Raw genomic sequence first — 16,002 nt, forward strand, 5'->3', positions numbered from 1 at the left:
GTGGGAGTATAAGGTGGCGCGTGTCACGCACAGAAGTGTTTGGTGCATTGCCTGAGGTAGTGCGCAAAATAAGACTTTTGTGCATTATGATCAGAATTGTTGGCCTGGGACTTCGCTTCACGCTCTGCTGATAATCGCCCCCGGGGGTAGACATGTCTGTTGGTGGATCCGACTGGAAAAACTTCAAGGAGGTGGACATCATTCGCTTTGCTACCCGAATACTGGTGATTCAAGTGGCTACCGTCGCGTTGGTGGTAGCTATTTGCACCGGAATTTTCGCAGTTTTGATGATGGATCAGATGAAAACTGAGGCCGAGCACACAGCGCTGTCCATCGGACGTTCGGTGGCATCCAACCCGCAGATCCGCGAGGAAGTAGCGCTTGATACTCAAACAGGAGCAAACCCATCGGCCGAAGAATTAGCCGATGGAGATATCCAAGCGGTTGCACAGGCGGCCAATGAACGCACTGGAGCTTTGTTTGTCGTTATCACTGACGGTTTAGGTATCCGCCTGTCCCACCCAGATGAGGAACGTCTGGGGGAGCAGGTGAGCACTAGCTTTGAGGCTGCCATGCGGGGTGAAGAAACCATGGCGTGGGAGACTGGGACCCTCGGTGCGTCCGCGCGAGCAAAAGTGCCTATCTTTGCGCCGGATTCTAGTGTTCCAGTCGGTGAGGTCAGTGTTGGGTTTGAGCGAGACAGTGTGTATTCCCGCCTGCCCATGTTCCTCGCCGCCCTTGCTCTTATTTCTGTGTTGGGAATCCTTATCGGCGTGGGTGTAGCCATGGGCATGCGACGCCGTTGGGAACGCGTGACCTTGGGTTTGCAGCCGGAGGAGCTAGTGACCCTTGTGCAAAATCAGACTGCAGTCATCGATGGCATTGATGAGGGCGTGCTGGCGCTGAGCCCAAACGGAACAATTGGGGTGCATAATGAGCAGGCGCAATCCATGATTGGTGCAGGTCCTATGAGTGGCAGGACGTTGAAAGAACTAGGGCTTGACCTGGGTCTTGATGGCGTTGTATTGCATGGTCAGCATCCGGAAACCGTTGCCCATAACGGCAGGATCCTCTATCTGGATTTCCACCCCGTGCGCCGTGGGGATCAAGATTTAGGCTACGTGGTAACCATCCGCGATCGTACCGACATCATTGAACTCAGTGAACGCCTCGACTCTGTGCGCACCATGACCCACGCACTCCGCGCCCAGCGCCACGAGTTTGCCAACCGCATCCACACCGCAACAGGGCTTATCGACGCCGGCCGCGTCCACGACGCGGCAGAGTTTCTAGGCGATATATCCCGCAACGGGGGACAGTCACATCCATTGATCGGATCAGCGCACCTCAATGAAGCATTTTTGAGCTCATTTTTAAGTACTGCTTCTATTTCGGCATCTGAAAAGGGCGTTAGTCTGCGCATCAACTCTGACACGCTCATCCTTGGCACTGTTAAAGATCCAGAAGATGTAGCAACCATTTTGGGTAATTTAATCAACAATGCCATCGACGCCGCGGTGGCAGGTGAAGCCCCACGGTGGATTGAGCTTACGTTGATGGATGATGCCGATACGCTGGTCATTTCTGTTGCAGATTCTGGTCCTGGAATCCCAGAGGGCGTGGATGTATTTGCCACAGCCACCCAGATAGGAGACTCTGAAGATAATGAACGCACCCACGGGCATGGCATTGGTCTAAAACTGTGCCGGGCTTTGGCTAGATCACATGGTGGCGATGTCTGGGTGATTGATAGAGGAACCGAAGATGGCGCTGTATTTGGAGTGAAACTACCGGGAGTAATGGAGTAATGGATCAAACACTTAAAGTTTTAGTAATTGATGATGATTTCCGCGTCGCCGGCATTCACGCCTCCATCGTTGATGCGTCCCCTGGATTTTCGGTGGTCGGTACCGCGCGTACCCTCGCAGAGGCAAAAACCCTGATCGCCACATTTTCCCCGGATCTCCTACTTGTTGATGTCTACCTCCCCGACGGCGATGGCATTGACCTCGTGGGCACCTCCAATATTGATGCGTTTGTGCTCAGCGCAGCCGATGACATCAAAACAGTTCGACGCGCCATGCGTGCCGGGGCACTCGGATATCTGCTCAAACCATTTCCCCAAAAACGTCTCGTGGAACGCCTTGACCGTTACGTCCGCTACCGCCATGTCTTATCCGGCACCCAAGGACTTTCCCAAGACAAAATTGACCAGGCAACCGCAATCCTCAACGGCACCCAAGCGCCGGTCACCGTCTCTAGATCCGCCACAGAGCAATTACTTCTCGACGCCCTGGAAGGCCAAGAACTCTCCGCAACAGAAGCTTCCGAAGCTGCCGGAGTTTCACGTGCCACAGCACAGCGCAGGCTGGCAGCGATGGCTAGCCAAGGTGTGATCCAGGTTCGCCTTCGGTACGGACAGTCCGGGCGACCAGAACATCTATATTCAAAGCCACTGCTCTAGTAACCTTTGTGGATGTCCACCTCGGTCAGCATCTTTTCTCCAGCGAGAAACCGTCGGTAGTTTTCTGCCACCACTGGGGCAAGCATGCGATCCATCGAGGTCAACGTGTTGGCTACGTGCGGGGTAATGATCACATTGCTGCGCCCCCACAGTGGATGATCGTCCGGCAATGGTTCAGGATCGGTGACATCTAAGCCTGCCCCGGATATTTCTTGGGCATCTAAGGCGTCAACTAATGCTTCTGTATCTACTACTTCTCCGCGAGCCACGTTGATCAAAATTGCAGTGGACTGCATTGCTTTAAGCTCTGCTTTTCCGATCAGATGATAGGTGTCTGCGGTAAGCGGTACGCACAACACCACATGGTCGGCGTCGGCAAGTACTTGGTGCAGGTTGGATATAGGTTCCGTTGCATCAAAATCTTGGGTGGGTGTACCGGTCCTGCTTACTGCTAAAGACTTTGCGCCAAAAGGTTTCAACATGGCTGCCAGATGTTTACCGATTCCACCAGCTCCCACAATGGCAACTGTTGCACCATCAAGCCATCTGGTCTGCTGATCTATTTGAGTGCTTGGTGCCCAACTATCGGCACGCACCATGGTGGGGTGCATATGAATCAGTCCCAGCAAAAGAGCCATTGCTGCTTCGGCTACCTGTTGGCCATACACCCCTGATGCATTTGACCACCGGCGTTTGTCATCAATCTGCCCAGCTGTGAAATATGCGTTGAGCCCCGCATTGGGAAATTGCACCCACCTCACTCCGTCGGGAAGTAGGGGAAATTCTGTGCCTGGTGTTTGAGTGAAGACAAACCCCTCGGCTTTTTCGAGGGAGTCCACTATTTCTGCGCCTGCCTCCTTAAGGGCCTTGGTGGTGAGTGGATAATCGCCAAAACCAACAAAGATTTTCATGGGCTCCAGGATAGGTTGTTGGTGTGAGGTTGGGTTTTGTCATCCTGAATGCTTCATTTCTACCCTCGTGGGTAAAGTTGGTGCCGAATCAACAATCTCTTTTGGAGGAACTTTAATGAGCATTTCCAACGCAATCCTGCGTGGTGTGTCTGGCGCTTATATTCTGCAGTCCGGCTACGGAAAACTTGGATTGCCTAATGAGGCCGCTGCTGGCATTCAGGGTCTAGCTGCAACGGGTATCCCAGCGGTGGCTGATATGGATTCAGATACTTTCGGTAAGTTTGTTGCCTACTCGGAGTTGGGTATCGGTGGAGCTTTGCTTGCTCCATTTATCCCTAGCCGTCTTGCAGGTTTGGGTCTTGGTGCTTTCTCTACAGGTTTGTTGGCCATTTACTTCCGTAACCCAGCGATGACTCAAGACGACGGAATCCGCCCTTCCCAGGATGGAACCGGATTGTCTAAGGATCTTTTCCTTGCTGCTATTGCGGGTGCTTTGGTGTTCGCACCTGCTAAGAAGCGTAAGAAGGCGAAGAACAAGTCTAAGTAAGCTTGCTTGAACGGCGCTTGTTAGCAAGGCCGTTCAACCGCGCTGTTAATCAGCCATTTTTGAACAGTGTTCAAAAATTCTTGAACACTGTTCAAGTCATGGGTTAAGGTTGTCGTTTAAGGCACGTGTCATTTTGCATGCGCGTGCCCAATTCTTCTTAAGTGTGCTCAATTTTTAAGCGCGCAGTTATTGACAACCAGCCTCTAGGAGATCCATGACCATCCCCGGCACCATCCTTGACACCGCCCGCACCCAAGTTCTGGAACAGGGAATTGGCCTTAATCAGCAGCAGTTGATGGAGGTTCTCACCTTGCCTGAAGAGCAAATCCCAGACTTGATGGAATTAGCCCACCAGGTTCGGTTGAAGTGGTGTGGGGAAGAAATCGAGGTCGAGGGCATTATTTCCCTCAAAACTGGCGGTTGCCCTGAAGATTGTCATTTCTGCTCACAGTCTGGGTTGTTTGAATCGCCGGTGCGTTCGGTGTGGCTGGATATTCCGAATCTGGTTGAAGCCGCTAAACAGACCGCAAAAACTGGCGCTACCGAATTCTGTATCGTCGCCGCAGTCAAGGGGCCTGATGAGAGGCTCATGACCCAGCTGGAGGAAGCAGTCCTCGCGATTCACTCTGAAGTTGAAATTGAAGTCGCAGCATCGATCGGAACGTTAAATAAGGAACAGGTGGATCGCCTCGCTGCTGCCGGCGTGCACCGCTACAACCATAATTTGGAAACTGCGCGTTCCTATTTCCCTGAAGTTGTCACCACTCATACATGGGAAGAGCGCCGCGAAACTTTGCGCCTGGTGGCAGAAGCTGGAATGGAAGTCTGTTCCGGCGGAATCTTAGGAATGGGCGAAACTTTAGAGCAGCGCGCCGAGTTTGCCGTGCAGCTGGCGGAGCTTGATCCGCACGAAGTCCCCATGAACTTCCTTGATCCTCGCCCGGGCACCCCATTTGCCGATAGGGAATTGATGGACAGCCGTGACGCTCTGCGCTCTATTGGTGCGTTCCGCCTTGCGATGCCTCACACCATGCTTCGTTTTGCTGGCGGTCGCGAGCTGACTTTGGGCGACAAGGGTTCCGAGCAAGCCCTCCTGGGAGGCATCAATGCGATGATCGTCGGAAACTACCTGACTACGCTCGGCCGCCCAATGGAAGATGACCTCGACATGATGGATCGTCTCCAGCTGCCCATCAAAGTCCTTAATAAGGTCATCTAAGAAGCACGCGCATGAACGACGATCTCCAAATGGCCATGATTCTGGCAGACACCCCGATCTTTCATCCAAACACCGGCAAGCCCTTCGATGGTGAACATAAGCTGTCGCCCTCTGCGCGAGCAGGTTTGGAAGCACCCCGTTATTGCCAGCTCTGCGGTCGGCGCATGAAAGTCCAAGTCCGCCCCGACGGGTGGGACGCCTTATGCTCCCGCCACGGTTTCGTCGACTCCTCTTATCTAGGGCGCCGATAATGCGTGGCCATCTCATTGACGGTGACGGCCGCTGCATCCACTATCACGGACCCTTCGACGTCGTCGGCAACAAATGCGCCACATGCAACGAGTGGTGGGCGTGTCATCGCTGCCACGAGGAGATTGCCAATCATCCTTTCGGGAAGATGCTTATCGACGCCCCGAGCTCCCTTCAATGCGGCCACTGCGGGGAGCTTATGGCCTACGGGGTGCAAAAATGCCCGCGATGCGGGCATAACTTCAATCCAGGGTGTTCACTCCACACTCCGCTGTACTACGAAATGCCCTCTTGACCTGGGAAGTTGCGGACTGTTGTGCGGATGTGTAAATTAATTCCAGTCAGCGCGACCAACAACGCCCCAACACATAAGAGATTATGTGGACAGTGAGGCGGATCTAGGAAAACAAACGCTCGACAAACCAACAACACTTCATCGAAGTCAACAAACACCGATTTGGTGAAAGTAAACAAGATGAAGTAACGTTGAACAAGCTGCTTACGAGACACCGAGCAAGGTGATCAAGTTAGTGTGCGTATGTTGTTTGAGAACTCAATAGTGTGCCATTTATTATTTTTGTCACTACCACAGATCACCTTGGGTGATGTGTGGTGGGTCATGCCGGGTGGTGGATCGCCAAATTATCCATCACTGTAAACAATAATCTTATTGTTGGCATGATTTTGTGGGTCTGCTTGTTCCCCGTCAAGGGACTAGGCCCACGTTGAAGACACGATGATCCTTATTTGGGTTGTGGTGTTTTTTTAGAATCATTATTTTTTGATAATGCCAGTAACACCCCATTATCTGATCGCACTGTGTGTGGTTGGTGGGGGTGTTGTTGTTTTTGTCAGGTGTTGGGCTTTTCACGGCCTAAACAATCTATTTATTGTTTTTTTGTGGAGAGTTTGATCCTGGCTCAGGACGAACGCTGGCGGCGTGCTTAACACATGCAAGTCGAACGCTGAAACCAGAGCTTGCTTTGGTGGATGAGTGGCGAACGGGTGAGTAACACGTGGGTGATCTGCCCTACACTTTGGGATAAGCCTGGGAAACTGGGTCTAATACCGAATATTCACACCACCGTAGGGGTGGTGTGGAAAGCTTTATGCGGTGTGGGATGAGCCTGCGGCCTATCAGCTTGTTGGTGGGGTAATGGCCTACCAAGGCGTCGACGGGTAGCCGGCCTGAGAGGGTGTACGGCCACATTGGGACTGAGACACGGCCCAGACTCCTACGGGAGGCAGCAGTGGGGAATATTGCACAATGGGCGCAAGCCTGATGCAGCGACGCCGCGTGGGGGATGAAGGCCTTCGGGTTGTAAACTCCTTTCGCTAGGGACGAAGCCTTATGGTGACGGTACCTGGAGAAGAAGCACCGGCTAACTACGTGCCAGCAGCCGCGGTAATACGTAGGGTGCGAGCGTTGTCCGGAATTACTGGGCGTAAAGAGCTCGTAGGTGGTTTGTCGCGTCGTCTGTGAAATCCCGGGGCTTAACTTCGGGCGTGCAGGCGATACGGGCATAACTTGAGTGCTGTAGGGGAGACTGGAATTCCTGGTGTAGCGGTGAAATGCGCAGATATCAGGAGGAACACCAATGGCGAAGGCAGGTCTCTGGGCAGTAACTGACGCTGAGGAGCGAAAGCATGGGTAGCGAACAGGATTAGATACCCTGGTAGTCCATGCCGTAAACGGTGGGCGCTAGGTGTAGGGGTCTTCCACGACTTCTGTGCCGCAGCTAACGCATTAAGCGCCCCGCCTGGGGAGTACGGCCGCAAGGCTAAAACTCAAAGGAATTGACGGGGGCCCGCACAAGCGGCGGAGCATGTGGATTAATTCGATGCAACGCGAAGAACCTTACCTGGGCTTGACATGGACCGGATCGGCGTAGAGATACGTTTTCCCTTGTGGTCGGTTCACAGGTGGTGCATGGTTGTCGTCAGCTCGTGTCGTGAGATGTTGGGTTAAGTCCCGCAACGAGCGCAACCCTTGTCTTATGTTGCCAGCACATTGTGGTGGGTACTCATGAGAGACTGCCGGGGTTAACTCGGAGGAAGGTGGGGATGACGTCAAATCATCATGCCCCTTATGTCCAGGGCTTCACACATGCTACAATGGTCGGTACAGCGAGTTGCCACACCGTGAGGTGGAGCTAATCTCTTAAAGCCGGCCTCAGTTCGGATTGGGGTCTGCAACTCGACCCCATGAAGTCGGAGTCGCTAGTAATCGCAGATCAGCAACGCTGCGGTGAATACGTTCCCGGGCCTTGTACACACCGCCCGTCACGTCATGAAAGTTGGTAACACCCGAAGCCAGTGGCCCAACCTTTTAGGGGGGAGCTGTCGAAGGTGGGATCGGCGATTGGGACGAAGTCGTAACAAGGTAGCCGTACCGGAAGGTGCGGCTGGATCACCTCCTTTCTAAGGAGCTTTATTAACCCACATCAGACTGTGTCTGGTTGGTGGGTTGTTGGTGTTGGAACCCGTATGTGGTTGCCATCAACATATTTTAATCGGGTGGAGATGACCCCTCGGGTGACAACAACAAGACCACATGGTCTTGAACAATGAGTGGCATGCTGTTGGGTGTCTGGAATGACATCGCAAGCATCACCTTTTGGTGGTGTGTGTGGGTTGTTTCTAACATCGAGCATCGTCAACACGGGTAGAGAATGTTGTGTTCTTTGGTTGTGGTGGGGGTGGTGTGTTGTGTGAGAACTGTATAGTGGACGCGAGCATCTTTATTTTTTTGTTTTTTGTTGTGTGATACCGAACGCGCCCGCACTTTGTGTGTGGGTTATAGTATTTTGTTTGTTGTTTTGTAGGGCACACGGTGGATGCCTTGGCATATCAAGCCGATGAAGGACGTGAGAGGCTGCGTTATGCCTCGGGGAGTTGCCAACTAAGCGTTGATCCGAGGATGTCCGAATGGGGAAACCCAGCCGCAGTGATGTGTGGTTACCTGCCAGTGAATGTATAGCTGGTGTGGAGGTTTACACGGGGAAGTGAAACATCTCAGTACCCGTAGGAGAAGAAAACAATTGTGATTCCGTTAGTAGTGGCGAGCGAACGTGGATGATGGCTAAAACTTATGTGTGTGATACCCGGCAGGGGTTGCATGTAGGTGGTTGTGGGGCAATGACGTTCATATTCTGCCGGATGTGGGCATGTGCTGCGTGGTTAGTGGAAGTGGTGTGGAAACACCTGCCGTAGAAGGTGAGAGTCCTGTACACGAAGATCATGGTGGTGTGTGTGGTTGTTGATACCCCGAGTAGCAGCGGGCTCGTGGAATCTGCTGTGAATTAGCCGGGACCACCCGGTAAGCCTGAATACTTGATATGACCGATAGCGGATTAGTACCGTGAGGGAATGGTGAAAAGTACCCCGGGAGGGGAGTGAAATAGTACCTGAAACCGTGTGCTGTCAATCCGTCAGAGCATCCTTTGTGGTGTGATGGCGTGCCTTTTGAAGAATGAGCCTGCGAGTCAGCGGCATGTCGCGAGGTTAACCCGTGTGGGGTAGCCGTAGGGAAACCGAATCCTAACGAGGGTGATTTTAGTGGCATGTCTTGGACCCGAAGCGGAGTGATCTACCCATGGCCAGTGTGAAGCAGCTGTAAGAGGTTGTGGAGGCGCGAACCCACTTAGGTTGAAAACTGAGGGGATGAGTTGTGGGTAGGGGTGAAAGGCCAATCAAACTCCGTGATAGCTGGTTCTCCCCGAAATGCATTTAGGTGCAGCGTCGTGTGTTTCTTGCCGGAGGTAGAGCTACTGGATGGTTTAGCGGGACCAACATCTTAGCGACATCAGCCAAACTCCGAATGCCGGTAAGTTAGAGCACGGCAGTGAGACTGCGGGGGATAAGCTTCGTAGTCGAGAGGGAAACAGCCCAGATCGCCGGCTAAGGCCCCTAAGGGTGTGCTAAGTGGAAAAGGAGGTGGGGTCGCGAAGACAGCCAGGAGGTTGGCTTAGAAGCAGCCATCCTTGAAAGAGTGCGTAATAGCTCACTGGTCGAGTGATTCCGCGCCGACAATGTAGTGGGGCTTAAGTACACCGCCGAAGCCGCGGCAATGATCTTTATAGGATTGTTGGGTAGGGGAGCGTCGTGCATGCGTTGAAGCTTTGGGGTGACCTTGGGTGGAGTGTGTGCGAGTGAGAATGCAGGCATGAGTAACGAATGATGCGTGAGAAACGTATCCGCCGGATGACTAAGGGTTCCTGGGTCAAGTTAATCTTCCCAGGGTGAGTCGGGGCCTAAGGCGAGGCCGACAGGCGTAGTCGATGGATAACGGGTTGATATTCCCGTACCCGAGTATGAGCGACCATGGTGAATCAGTGATACTAACCACCCATAAGCACCCGCGAAAAGGCTTTGCTTTTTTGTGGTGTGTGGTTGCGTGGGACCTGATCTGGTAGTAGCTAAGTGATGGGGTGACGCAGGGAGGTAGCTCAGCCACTTATTGGATTGTGGTGTAAGCGTGTGGCACGCAGTGTTGGTAAATCCGCACTGTTTTTGTGTGAGGCGTGATGCGGAGCCCGTAAAGGGTGAAGTGGGTGATCCTGTGCTGTCGAGAAAAGCCTCTAGCGATGTTGATATTCGGCCCGTACCCTAAACCGACACAGGTAGTCAGGTAGAGAATACTAAGGCGTTCGGGTGAACTGTGGTTAAGGAACTCGGCAAAATGCCCCCGTAACTTCGGGAGAAGGGGGGCCACGGCGTGTGAACAACTTTTCGTTGGGAGCGTGTTGTGGTCGCAGAGAATAGAGGGAAGCGACTGTTTACTAAAAACACAGGTCCGTGCGAAGACGTTTAAGTTGATGTATACGGACTGACGCCTGCCCGGTGCTGGAAGGTTAAGAGGACCGGTTAGGAAAACTTGTTTTTTCGAAGCTGAGAATTTAAGCCCCAGTAAACGGCGGTGGTAACTATAACCATCCTAAGGTAGCGAAATTCCTTGTCGGGTAAGTTCCGACCTGCACGAATGGCGTAACGACTTCCCTGCTGTCTCAACCACAGGCCCGGTGAAATTGCAGTACGAGTAAAGATGCTCGTTACGCGCGGCAGGACGAAAAGACCCCGGGACCTTCACTATAGCTTGGTATTGGTGTTTGATTCGGTTTGTGTAGGATAGGTGGGAGACTTCGATCATATGACGCTAGTTGTGTGTGAGTCGTTGGTGAAATACCACTCTGATCGGATTGGATGTCTTAACCTTGGCCCATGATCTGGGTTGGGGACAGTGCCTGGTGGGTAGTTTAACTGGGGCGGTTGCCTCCTAAAATGTAACGGAGGCGCCCAAAGGTTTCCTCAGCTTGGTTGGTAATCAGGTGGTGAGTGTAAGTGCACAAGGGAGCTTGACTGTGACACTGACAGGTGGAGCAGGGACGAAAGTCGGGACTAGTGATCCGGCACCTACTTGTGGTTGTGGTGTCGCTCAACGGATAAAAGGTACCCCGGGGATAACAGGCTGATCTTCCCCAAGAGTCCATATCGACGGGATGGTTTGGCACCTCGATGTCGGCTCGTCGCATCCTGGGGCTGGAGTAGGTCCCAAGGGTTGGGCTGTTCGCCCATTAAAGCGGCACGCGAGCTGGGTTTAGAACGTCGTGAGACAGTTCGGTCTCTATCCGCCGCGCGCGTTGAAACTTGAAGGAAGGCTGTCCCTAGTACGAGAGGACCGGGACGGACGTACCTCTGGTGTGCCAGTTGTTCCGCCAGGAGCAGGGCTGGTTGGCTACGTACGGGAGGGATAACCGCTGAAAGCATCTAAGCGGGAAGCCTGTTTCGAGATGAGGTTTCTTTTGAGGTTCCCTAGAGATTATGGGGTTGATAGGCCAGATCTGGAAGCACTGTGAGGTGTGGAGGTGACTGGTACTAATTTACCGATAACAACAAACCATTTATGGTTTGGTGTAACGCAACGTAACGAAAACAGAACAATATGTGTTCGCGTCCATTATGCAGTGTCTGACACAGCACAACCAACCTGTTGGTTGGTTTGGTGTGTGGTTGTGTCGGTGGTGATAGTAGCAGGGAAACGCCCGGTCCCTTTCCGAACCCGGAAGCTAAGCCTGGTTACGCTGATGGTACTGCACTCGGGAGGGTGTGGGAGAGTAGGTTACCGCCGACCAAAAACTTAAAATAGTATGGATAAGCCCAGAAACACTGTGTGTTTCTGGGTTTATTCGTGTTTGAGGGGGTGTGGTGGATACACATGGTTGTGTGTTCACTACACCCTCTCTTTTTTGTGTTTGTGGGGGTCTTGGGCCCCTTGTGCACGTGGCACCTGCGCCTGGGGGCAAGCGTCGACAAGCAAAAAGCTCGTACCTTCTTTATTTGAGGAGGTACGAGCTTTATCTGTCCTGGTGAAGTTTTAGATTTTTACAGCGATAGCTGGCTCAGGAAGGGTGATGCTGGTTTGTGAGACTTTGCCAGCGGCTTTTGGAATAAGGACTGCTGCGGTGATGGTGGCTGTTGCTGCGAATACAACGTTGATGCCAAGTGAAACTGTTCCGGCGAGTGCGACGTCGGAGTTGATGGAGGTGCCGTCGCGAAGTGCGAGGAACACTGAAGTGGAGATTGCGATGCCGAGTGCTGCGCCGAGGGAAGAGGACATCTTGAATACACCTGCACCAGCGCCGGTACGGTCTTTGGGAAGTGTTCCAAGCGCAGTATCGGTGACTGGGGTGGCGAAGAGTCCGAGGCCAAGGCCATAAAGGGAGAAGCCGGCGAGGGAGATGACGATGTACGTTGACTCGCTGACCGCGGTGATCATTAGGAGGGCGGTCGCGGTCGCTACCAAGATGCCAGCGGTGATGATCACTGCTCGGGCGCCAACTTTCTGCATGGCCTTTTCTCCAACTCGAATGAAAAGGATGACAAAGGCTGCGAAGCCGATGCTGGTGAGTCCCGAGATTGTTGGGGAGACACCCCATCCCATTTGCTGAACCCACATGACAACGGCAACTACTCCGCCAGTAGCGCTCATAATGAAGTTGGTGATGGTCGCACCGCTGAAGGCGTGGTCTTTGAAAAGGTTGAAGTCGAGAACTGGCCAGCTGGCGATGCGTTCAATGAAGACGAAAACTGCAAGAAATGTCAAAGAAACGGCAAGGAGAGTCCAGGTCATCCAGTGCGTCCAGCCAAGTGATTCACCTTGGGTAATAAACAATTCAAGAGATAGAACACTGAGGGCAAGAACGATGATGCCACTCCAATCCAAATGCATGCCAATGGATTGAGCCGGACGGGATTCCGGGATGTGGCGGGTAAGGGCAATAGCAACGATGGAGACGATCGCGCAGAGGGCGAAGATTCCTCTCCAACCAAAGGGGCTTGCTACAACAAGACCCGCGAAAAGCGCGCAGAATCCGGTGCCACCCCATGAACCAATGGACCAAATGGAGACTGCTCGTTGGCGGTCAGTACCTAACCAATATGTCTTAACTAATGCTAGGGATGCAGACATGATGGCCGCTGCTGCCAGTCCTTGGAGAACTCGGCCGGTGATCACCATTTGGGTGGCTAAAGAAGTCGTTGCCGTGGCGATGAGGAGAGATCCCAGGATGTTAAGGATGTTGCCAATCATCATGATTCGTACTCGGCCAAAGACATCTGCGATGCCGCCGGCTGCGACGATAAATGTTCCACAGAATAACGCGGCGGCCACGACAGCTATGTTCATGGTGCCATCGCTCATCCCTAAATCAGTTGCCATATCTGGGCCGATATTTAGGGTTGACTGAGCAAAAAGCCAAAATGTGAGAACTGATAAAACTATGCCGATGAGGGCTTTATCATCGCCTTTAAAAGATGTGTAAGACATCTAAACTCCCTTTTCTATCAATCTATAGAAACTTGCAAAATCGACTTTAAGTCATACTTTCTATAGATTGATAGAAATGTGGGGAGTGCCACAAAATTTAAGGAGGCCCAACTGGGCTGTTAGATGTTCCAGTCCACCTGTTCGGGCTCCCTGGAGAGCACCTTTTTGCCGCGGTGGATGCTCAAAAGTACGGAAGCTTTTCTCTGTACAGCTTCCTTCTCGCTGCTCGCATCAAGAACCAGCAGGTTCGCCGGGGAGTTTTCTGCAATGTCGTAATTGTCCAGGCCTAGGTTTCCGGCTGGATTGGTGGTGATGAACGATAGTGCATTCTTCAAGTGGCTGGCTGTGAGCATGTGGGACACGTGTAATCCAGAATCGAGAATGCGGAGTAGATCTCCATCGCCCATGGGGTAGAAGGGGTCATTGAGTGAGTCCTGGCAAAAACTTACTGGAATTCCCCATTCGGTAAGTTGCTTTACCGGTGCAACACCTCGGGGGACGGGTCCTTGGAAACCAAGTCCTTGCAGATGGAGGTTTTCATTGGGGCATACTGCAAAACGAACCTTTGATGCTGCGAGCTTGGGTAAAAGTCGCGCCATGTAGCCAGGTGAGTAATAGGCCATCGCCACAGAATGAGACACCACGGTTTGTGCGCCCATGTCACGTTTTGCGGCTTCTGCGGCGAGGACTTCGACAAATCGGGAATGTGGATCGTCAATTTCATCAGTGTGGATATCGATGGGGGCTGAGTGCTTCTCTGCAAGGTCGAACAGCCATTTCACCGACTCGACGCCATCGTCTCGGGTGGGTTCAAGGTGTGGGATGCCACCAACGACATCTGCACCTGCAGACATTGCATCTGAGATTAGCTTCTGGCCACCTTCGTAGGCGTAAATGCCATTTTGCGGGAAGGCGACAATCTGGATATCGCACCACTCGCGGACTTCATCGCGCAGCTCCGCAATTGCTTCGAATCCAGCAAACGTGGGATCGGTGACATCTACGTGAGTGCGGATGAAACCAACGCCGTGTTCTGCTGCCCGACGGGCTGCCTGGAGGGCCTTCGCTTTAATGTCTTCTTTGATGTGGAAGCCTTGGGTCTTGCGGTCGGCCCAGATTTCGATGGCTTCAAAAAGTGTGCCGGAAGAGTTTTCGCGAGGGATTCCAGCGGTGTTTGCGTAGTCAAGGTGGATGTGTGCTTCGGCGAACTGGGGTGCGACCAGTCTTCCTGCGGCATCGTAATCGTCCGCGCGGTGATCTTCTTCTGATCGAATTGAAGAGGGGGTAATCGAGGAAATTTTTTCACCCTCTATGGTGATATCAACTAACTCTGCGTAGTTCTTAACCTGGGCGTTTGTAATGCGCACAAGAACTCCATTTCTACATGTCAAGGCATATTTTCAAACTCTGGAGGATCCAGATGCTATCTATTCTATTGCTTGACAGGTATTAGTGTGGAGTTAAATAAAAATGGTGAGCTGTCGTAGATAGTTTCTCAGCATTGCCTCTGCGTCGGGGACCTCCGCTTAGCCTTGTCCGAGAACCTCGATAGTTTTCATCGGGGTTGAGGTGGTCGAGGTAACTGGTCCGAGGACAGCTGCAGTATCGGTGATGGATGCGTCTGGAGTGTCTCCCGCTCCACTGACCTCAACTGATGATTCTGGGGGCTTCGCCTTCACCAGCCAGTTGCTATCCGTTAGGCTGAGCTTCATTTCCGCCGGAGACATCTGCTCCAGAAACGGCTGACGCATCCCCAACTGTTCCTTTGAGTCCGCAGCTTTCTGCTGCTGTATCCACTTGTGCCAAAGTAGCAAGGGTCTGATTTCCACGATCATGAAATACAGCTAGAGCTTGGGCTTAGGCAACTTTGTTTTGATAATCCGCGTCGTTGGTCCAATAGGCTTCCACTGTGGCACAAGAAATTTCACCTTGAGGGACTTGGCTCAGGAGAGCACCAACTGCGAGTGGGGTAAATAAGCGGGCAGAGAACTTAAGCATGGGAAAATAATGCATTTTGACTAGCGTACTTCTGCCTAGCATGCACAAAGCCCCCACGCGGATCTCCGTGAGGGTTAAGGGATGTGAATAGATTTAGATCTTGATTCCGAACTGTGCCAAGAACTGTTGGACGATTTGGTATAGATCTGGCAGCTGAACCCCGCCAACTCCTGGAACTTCAATGGTGAAAGTTGGTGATCCTGCAGGTGCAAGGTTAACCACAGGGGTAGCTGCTGGTGCTGCTGGTGCTGCTGGGGCAGGGGCAGTCTGAGAAGTGCCGGTGTTATCCTGCGGTGCAGGTGCTGGAGCGGCAGGCGCAGCCTCAGTTGCCTCAGCCTGCGCAGCTACGGTGCCGCCCTTGAGTCCGCAGCGGTTTGCTGCTTCGTCAACGCGTGCGAGAGCTGCCTGGATCTGTGGGCCGCGGGAGTCAAACATTGCCAAGGCGTTGGCCTGTGCAACCTTGCTGTTGTAATCAGCTTCGGTGGTCCAGTACTTTTCAGCCTGGGAGCAGCTGATCTCACCGGATGGGAGGGCTGCGAGGGCGTTGTCGACGATGTCAGCGGATGCGATTGCAGGAGTTGCAAGGGTTGCTGCACCAACGAAGGTTGCGGTGAGGGCTACGGTCTTGGTTTTTGCAGAGTTAAGAAAGCTCATAACCAATAACCATACGGATGTAACTGAAATACACCAGTGTTGCGGGTGAGAATTCACTAACAGTTTAATAAACCGAGATGTGGCTTAGGATAGGGGAGTGTTTGATGAACTCACTGCTCGTGCCCACAATTCAGC

11 protein-coding genes and 3 rRNA genes are annotated in these 16,002 nt (G+C 52.7%); 9 read left to right on the forward strand and 5 right to left on the reverse strand.

Annotated elements, in window-relative coordinates; genetic code table 11:
• The first annotated feature begins 152 nt into the window (after nt 1-152).
• Nucleotides 153-1,808 carry a sensor histidine kinase gene (locus CGL_RS00375; RefSeq protein WP_011013364.1) on the forward strand — a complete coding sequence of 552 codons (1,656 nt, stop codon included), beginning with the start codon at nt 153-155 and terminating at the stop codon, nt 1,806-1,808.
• Nucleotides 1,808-2,464, forward strand: a complete 657-nt coding sequence (locus tag CGL_RS00380; protein ID WP_003855418.1) for a response regulator — start codon at nt 1,808-1,810, stop codon at nt 2,462-2,464. The genes CGL_RS00375 and CGL_RS00380 overlap by 1 nt, the downstream gene beginning before the upstream one ends.
• On the opposite strand, the gene CGL_RS00385 is transcribed toward CGL_RS00380, so the two are convergent.
• The gene (locus tag CGL_RS00385) at nt 2,461-3,375 is read right to left on the reverse strand and encodes a D-isomer specific 2-hydroxyacid dehydrogenase family protein (RefSeq protein ID WP_003861134.1); all 915 of its coding nucleotides are present in this window, start codon (nt 3,373-3,375) and stop codon (nt 2,461-2,463) included. The two genes, CGL_RS00380 and CGL_RS00385, sit on opposite strands and share 4 nt — an antisense overlap.
• 115 nt (nt 3,376-3,490) lie before the next feature.
• On the opposite strand from CGL_RS00385, the gene CGL_RS00390 reads away from it, so the two are divergent.
• The 7 genes from CGL_RS00390 (at nt 3,491) to rrf (ending at nt 11,520) form a co-directional block, all read left to right on the forward strand.
• Entirely contained in the window at nt 3,491-3,922 is a 432-nt protein-coding gene (locus CGL_RS00390) for a hypothetical protein (RefSeq protein ID WP_011013365.1), read from the forward strand.
• Nucleotides 3,923-4,136: 214 nt separating this feature from the next.
• A complete protein-coding gene (gene bioB, locus CGL_RS00395; protein WP_003861135.1) occupies nt 4,137-5,141 on the forward strand; it encodes a biotin synthase BioB in 1,005 nt (334 codons plus the stop codon).
• Nucleotides 5,142-5,152: 11 nt separating this feature from the next.
• On the forward strand, nt 5,153-5,392 hold the full coding sequence (locus tag CGL_RS00400) for a hypothetical protein (RefSeq protein WP_011013366.1): 240 nt from the start codon (nt 5,153-5,155) through the stop codon (nt 5,390-5,392).
• Nucleotides 5,392-5,685, forward strand: coding sequence for a CHY zinc finger protein (locus CGL_RS00405; RefSeq protein WP_011265456.1), 294 nt, complete (start codon nt 5,392-5,394; stop codon nt 5,683-5,685). Before CGL_RS00400 ends, CGL_RS00405 begins: the two co-directional genes overlap by 1 nt.
• Before the next feature lie 602 nt (nt 5,686-6,287).
• Nucleotides 6,288-7,811, forward strand: a 16S ribosomal RNA gene (locus tag CGL_RS00410).
• Between the two features lie 389 nt (nt 7,812-8,200).
• Nucleotides 8,201-11,288: ribosomal RNA gene (locus tag CGL_RS00415) — 23S ribosomal RNA — on the forward strand.
• Between the two features lie 115 nt (nt 11,289-11,403).
• A 5S ribosomal RNA gene (gene rrf, locus CGL_RS00420) occupies nt 11,404-11,520 on the forward strand.
• Together the 16S, 23S and 5S rRNA genes form the textbook arrangement of a ribosomal RNA operon.
• Before the next feature lie 243 nt (nt 11,521-11,763).
• Here the strand turns inward: rrf and CGL_RS00425 are convergent.
• The 4 genes from CGL_RS00425 to CGL_RS00440 all read right to left on the reverse strand — a co-directional run bounded on the left by CGL_RS00425 (nt 11,764) and on the right by CGL_RS00440 (nt 15,867).
• Nucleotides 11,764-13,215: an MFS transporter gene (locus CGL_RS00425; protein ID WP_011013368.1), complete on the reverse strand. Its 1,452-nt coding sequence runs from the start codon at nt 13,213-13,215 to the stop codon at nt 11,764-11,766.
• Between the two features lie 119 nt (nt 13,216-13,334).
• Entirely contained in the window at nt 13,335-14,582 is a 1,248-nt protein-coding gene (locus tag CGL_RS00430; protein WP_011013369.1) for an amidohydrolase family protein, read from the reverse strand.
• Between the two features lie 159 nt (nt 14,583-14,741).
• The gene (locus CGL_RS00435) at nt 14,742-14,966 is read right to left on the reverse strand and encodes a hypothetical protein (RefSeq protein ID WP_227747736.1); all 225 of its coding nucleotides are present in this window, start codon (nt 14,964-14,966) and stop codon (nt 14,742-14,744) included.
• 340 nt (nt 14,967-15,306) lie between these two features.
• Nucleotides 15,307-15,867, reverse strand: coding sequence for a hypothetical protein (locus tag CGL_RS00440; RefSeq protein WP_011013371.1), 561 nt, complete (start codon nt 15,865-15,867; stop codon nt 15,307-15,309).
• Nucleotides 15,868-16,002 lie beyond the last annotated feature (135 nt).

The organism is Corynebacterium glutamicum ATCC 13032 (assembly GCF_000011325.1).
Taxonomy (GTDB): Bacteria; Actinomycetota; Actinomycetes; order Mycobacteriales; family Mycobacteriaceae; genus Corynebacterium; species Corynebacterium glutamicum.

Bases quoted from the DNA above. Each gene is read 5' to 3' on its own strand.
- CGL_RS00375 (WP_011013364.1), top strand. From the start codon at position 153: ATGTCTGTTGGTGGATCCGACTGGAAAAACTTCAAGGAGGTGGACATC.
- CGL_RS00380 (WP_003855418.1), top strand. From the start codon at position 1,808: ATGGATCAAACACTTAAAGTTTTAGTAATTGATGATGATTTCCGCGTC.
- CGL_RS00385 (WP_003861134.1), bottom strand. From the start codon at position 3,375: ATGAAAATCTTTGTTGGTTTTGGCGATTATCCACTCACCACCAAGGCC.
- CGL_RS00390 (WP_011013365.1), top strand. From the start codon at position 3,491: ATGAGCATTTCCAACGCAATCCTGCGTGGTGTGTCTGGCGCTTATATT.
- bioB (WP_003861135.1), top strand. From the start codon at position 4,137: ATGACCATCCCCGGCACCATCCTTGACACCGCCCGCACCCAAGTTCTG.
- CGL_RS00400 (WP_011013366.1), top strand. From the start codon at position 5,153: ATGAACGACGATCTCCAAATGGCCATGATTCTGGCAGACACCCCGATC.
- CGL_RS00405 (WP_011265456.1), top strand. From the start codon at position 5,392: ATGCGTGGCCATCTCATTGACGGTGACGGCCGCTGCATCCACTATCAC.
- CGL_RS00425 (WP_011013368.1), bottom strand. From the start codon at position 13,215: ATGTCTTACACATCTTTTAAAGGCGATGATAAAGCCCTCATCGGCATA.
- CGL_RS00435 (WP_227747736.1), bottom strand. From the start codon at position 14,966: ATGCGTCAGCCGTTTCTGGAGCAGATGTCTCCGGCGGAAATGAAGCTC.
- CGL_RS00440 (WP_011013371.1), bottom strand. From the start codon at position 15,867: ATGAGCTTTCTTAACTCTGCAAAAACCAAGACCGTAGCCCTCACCGCA.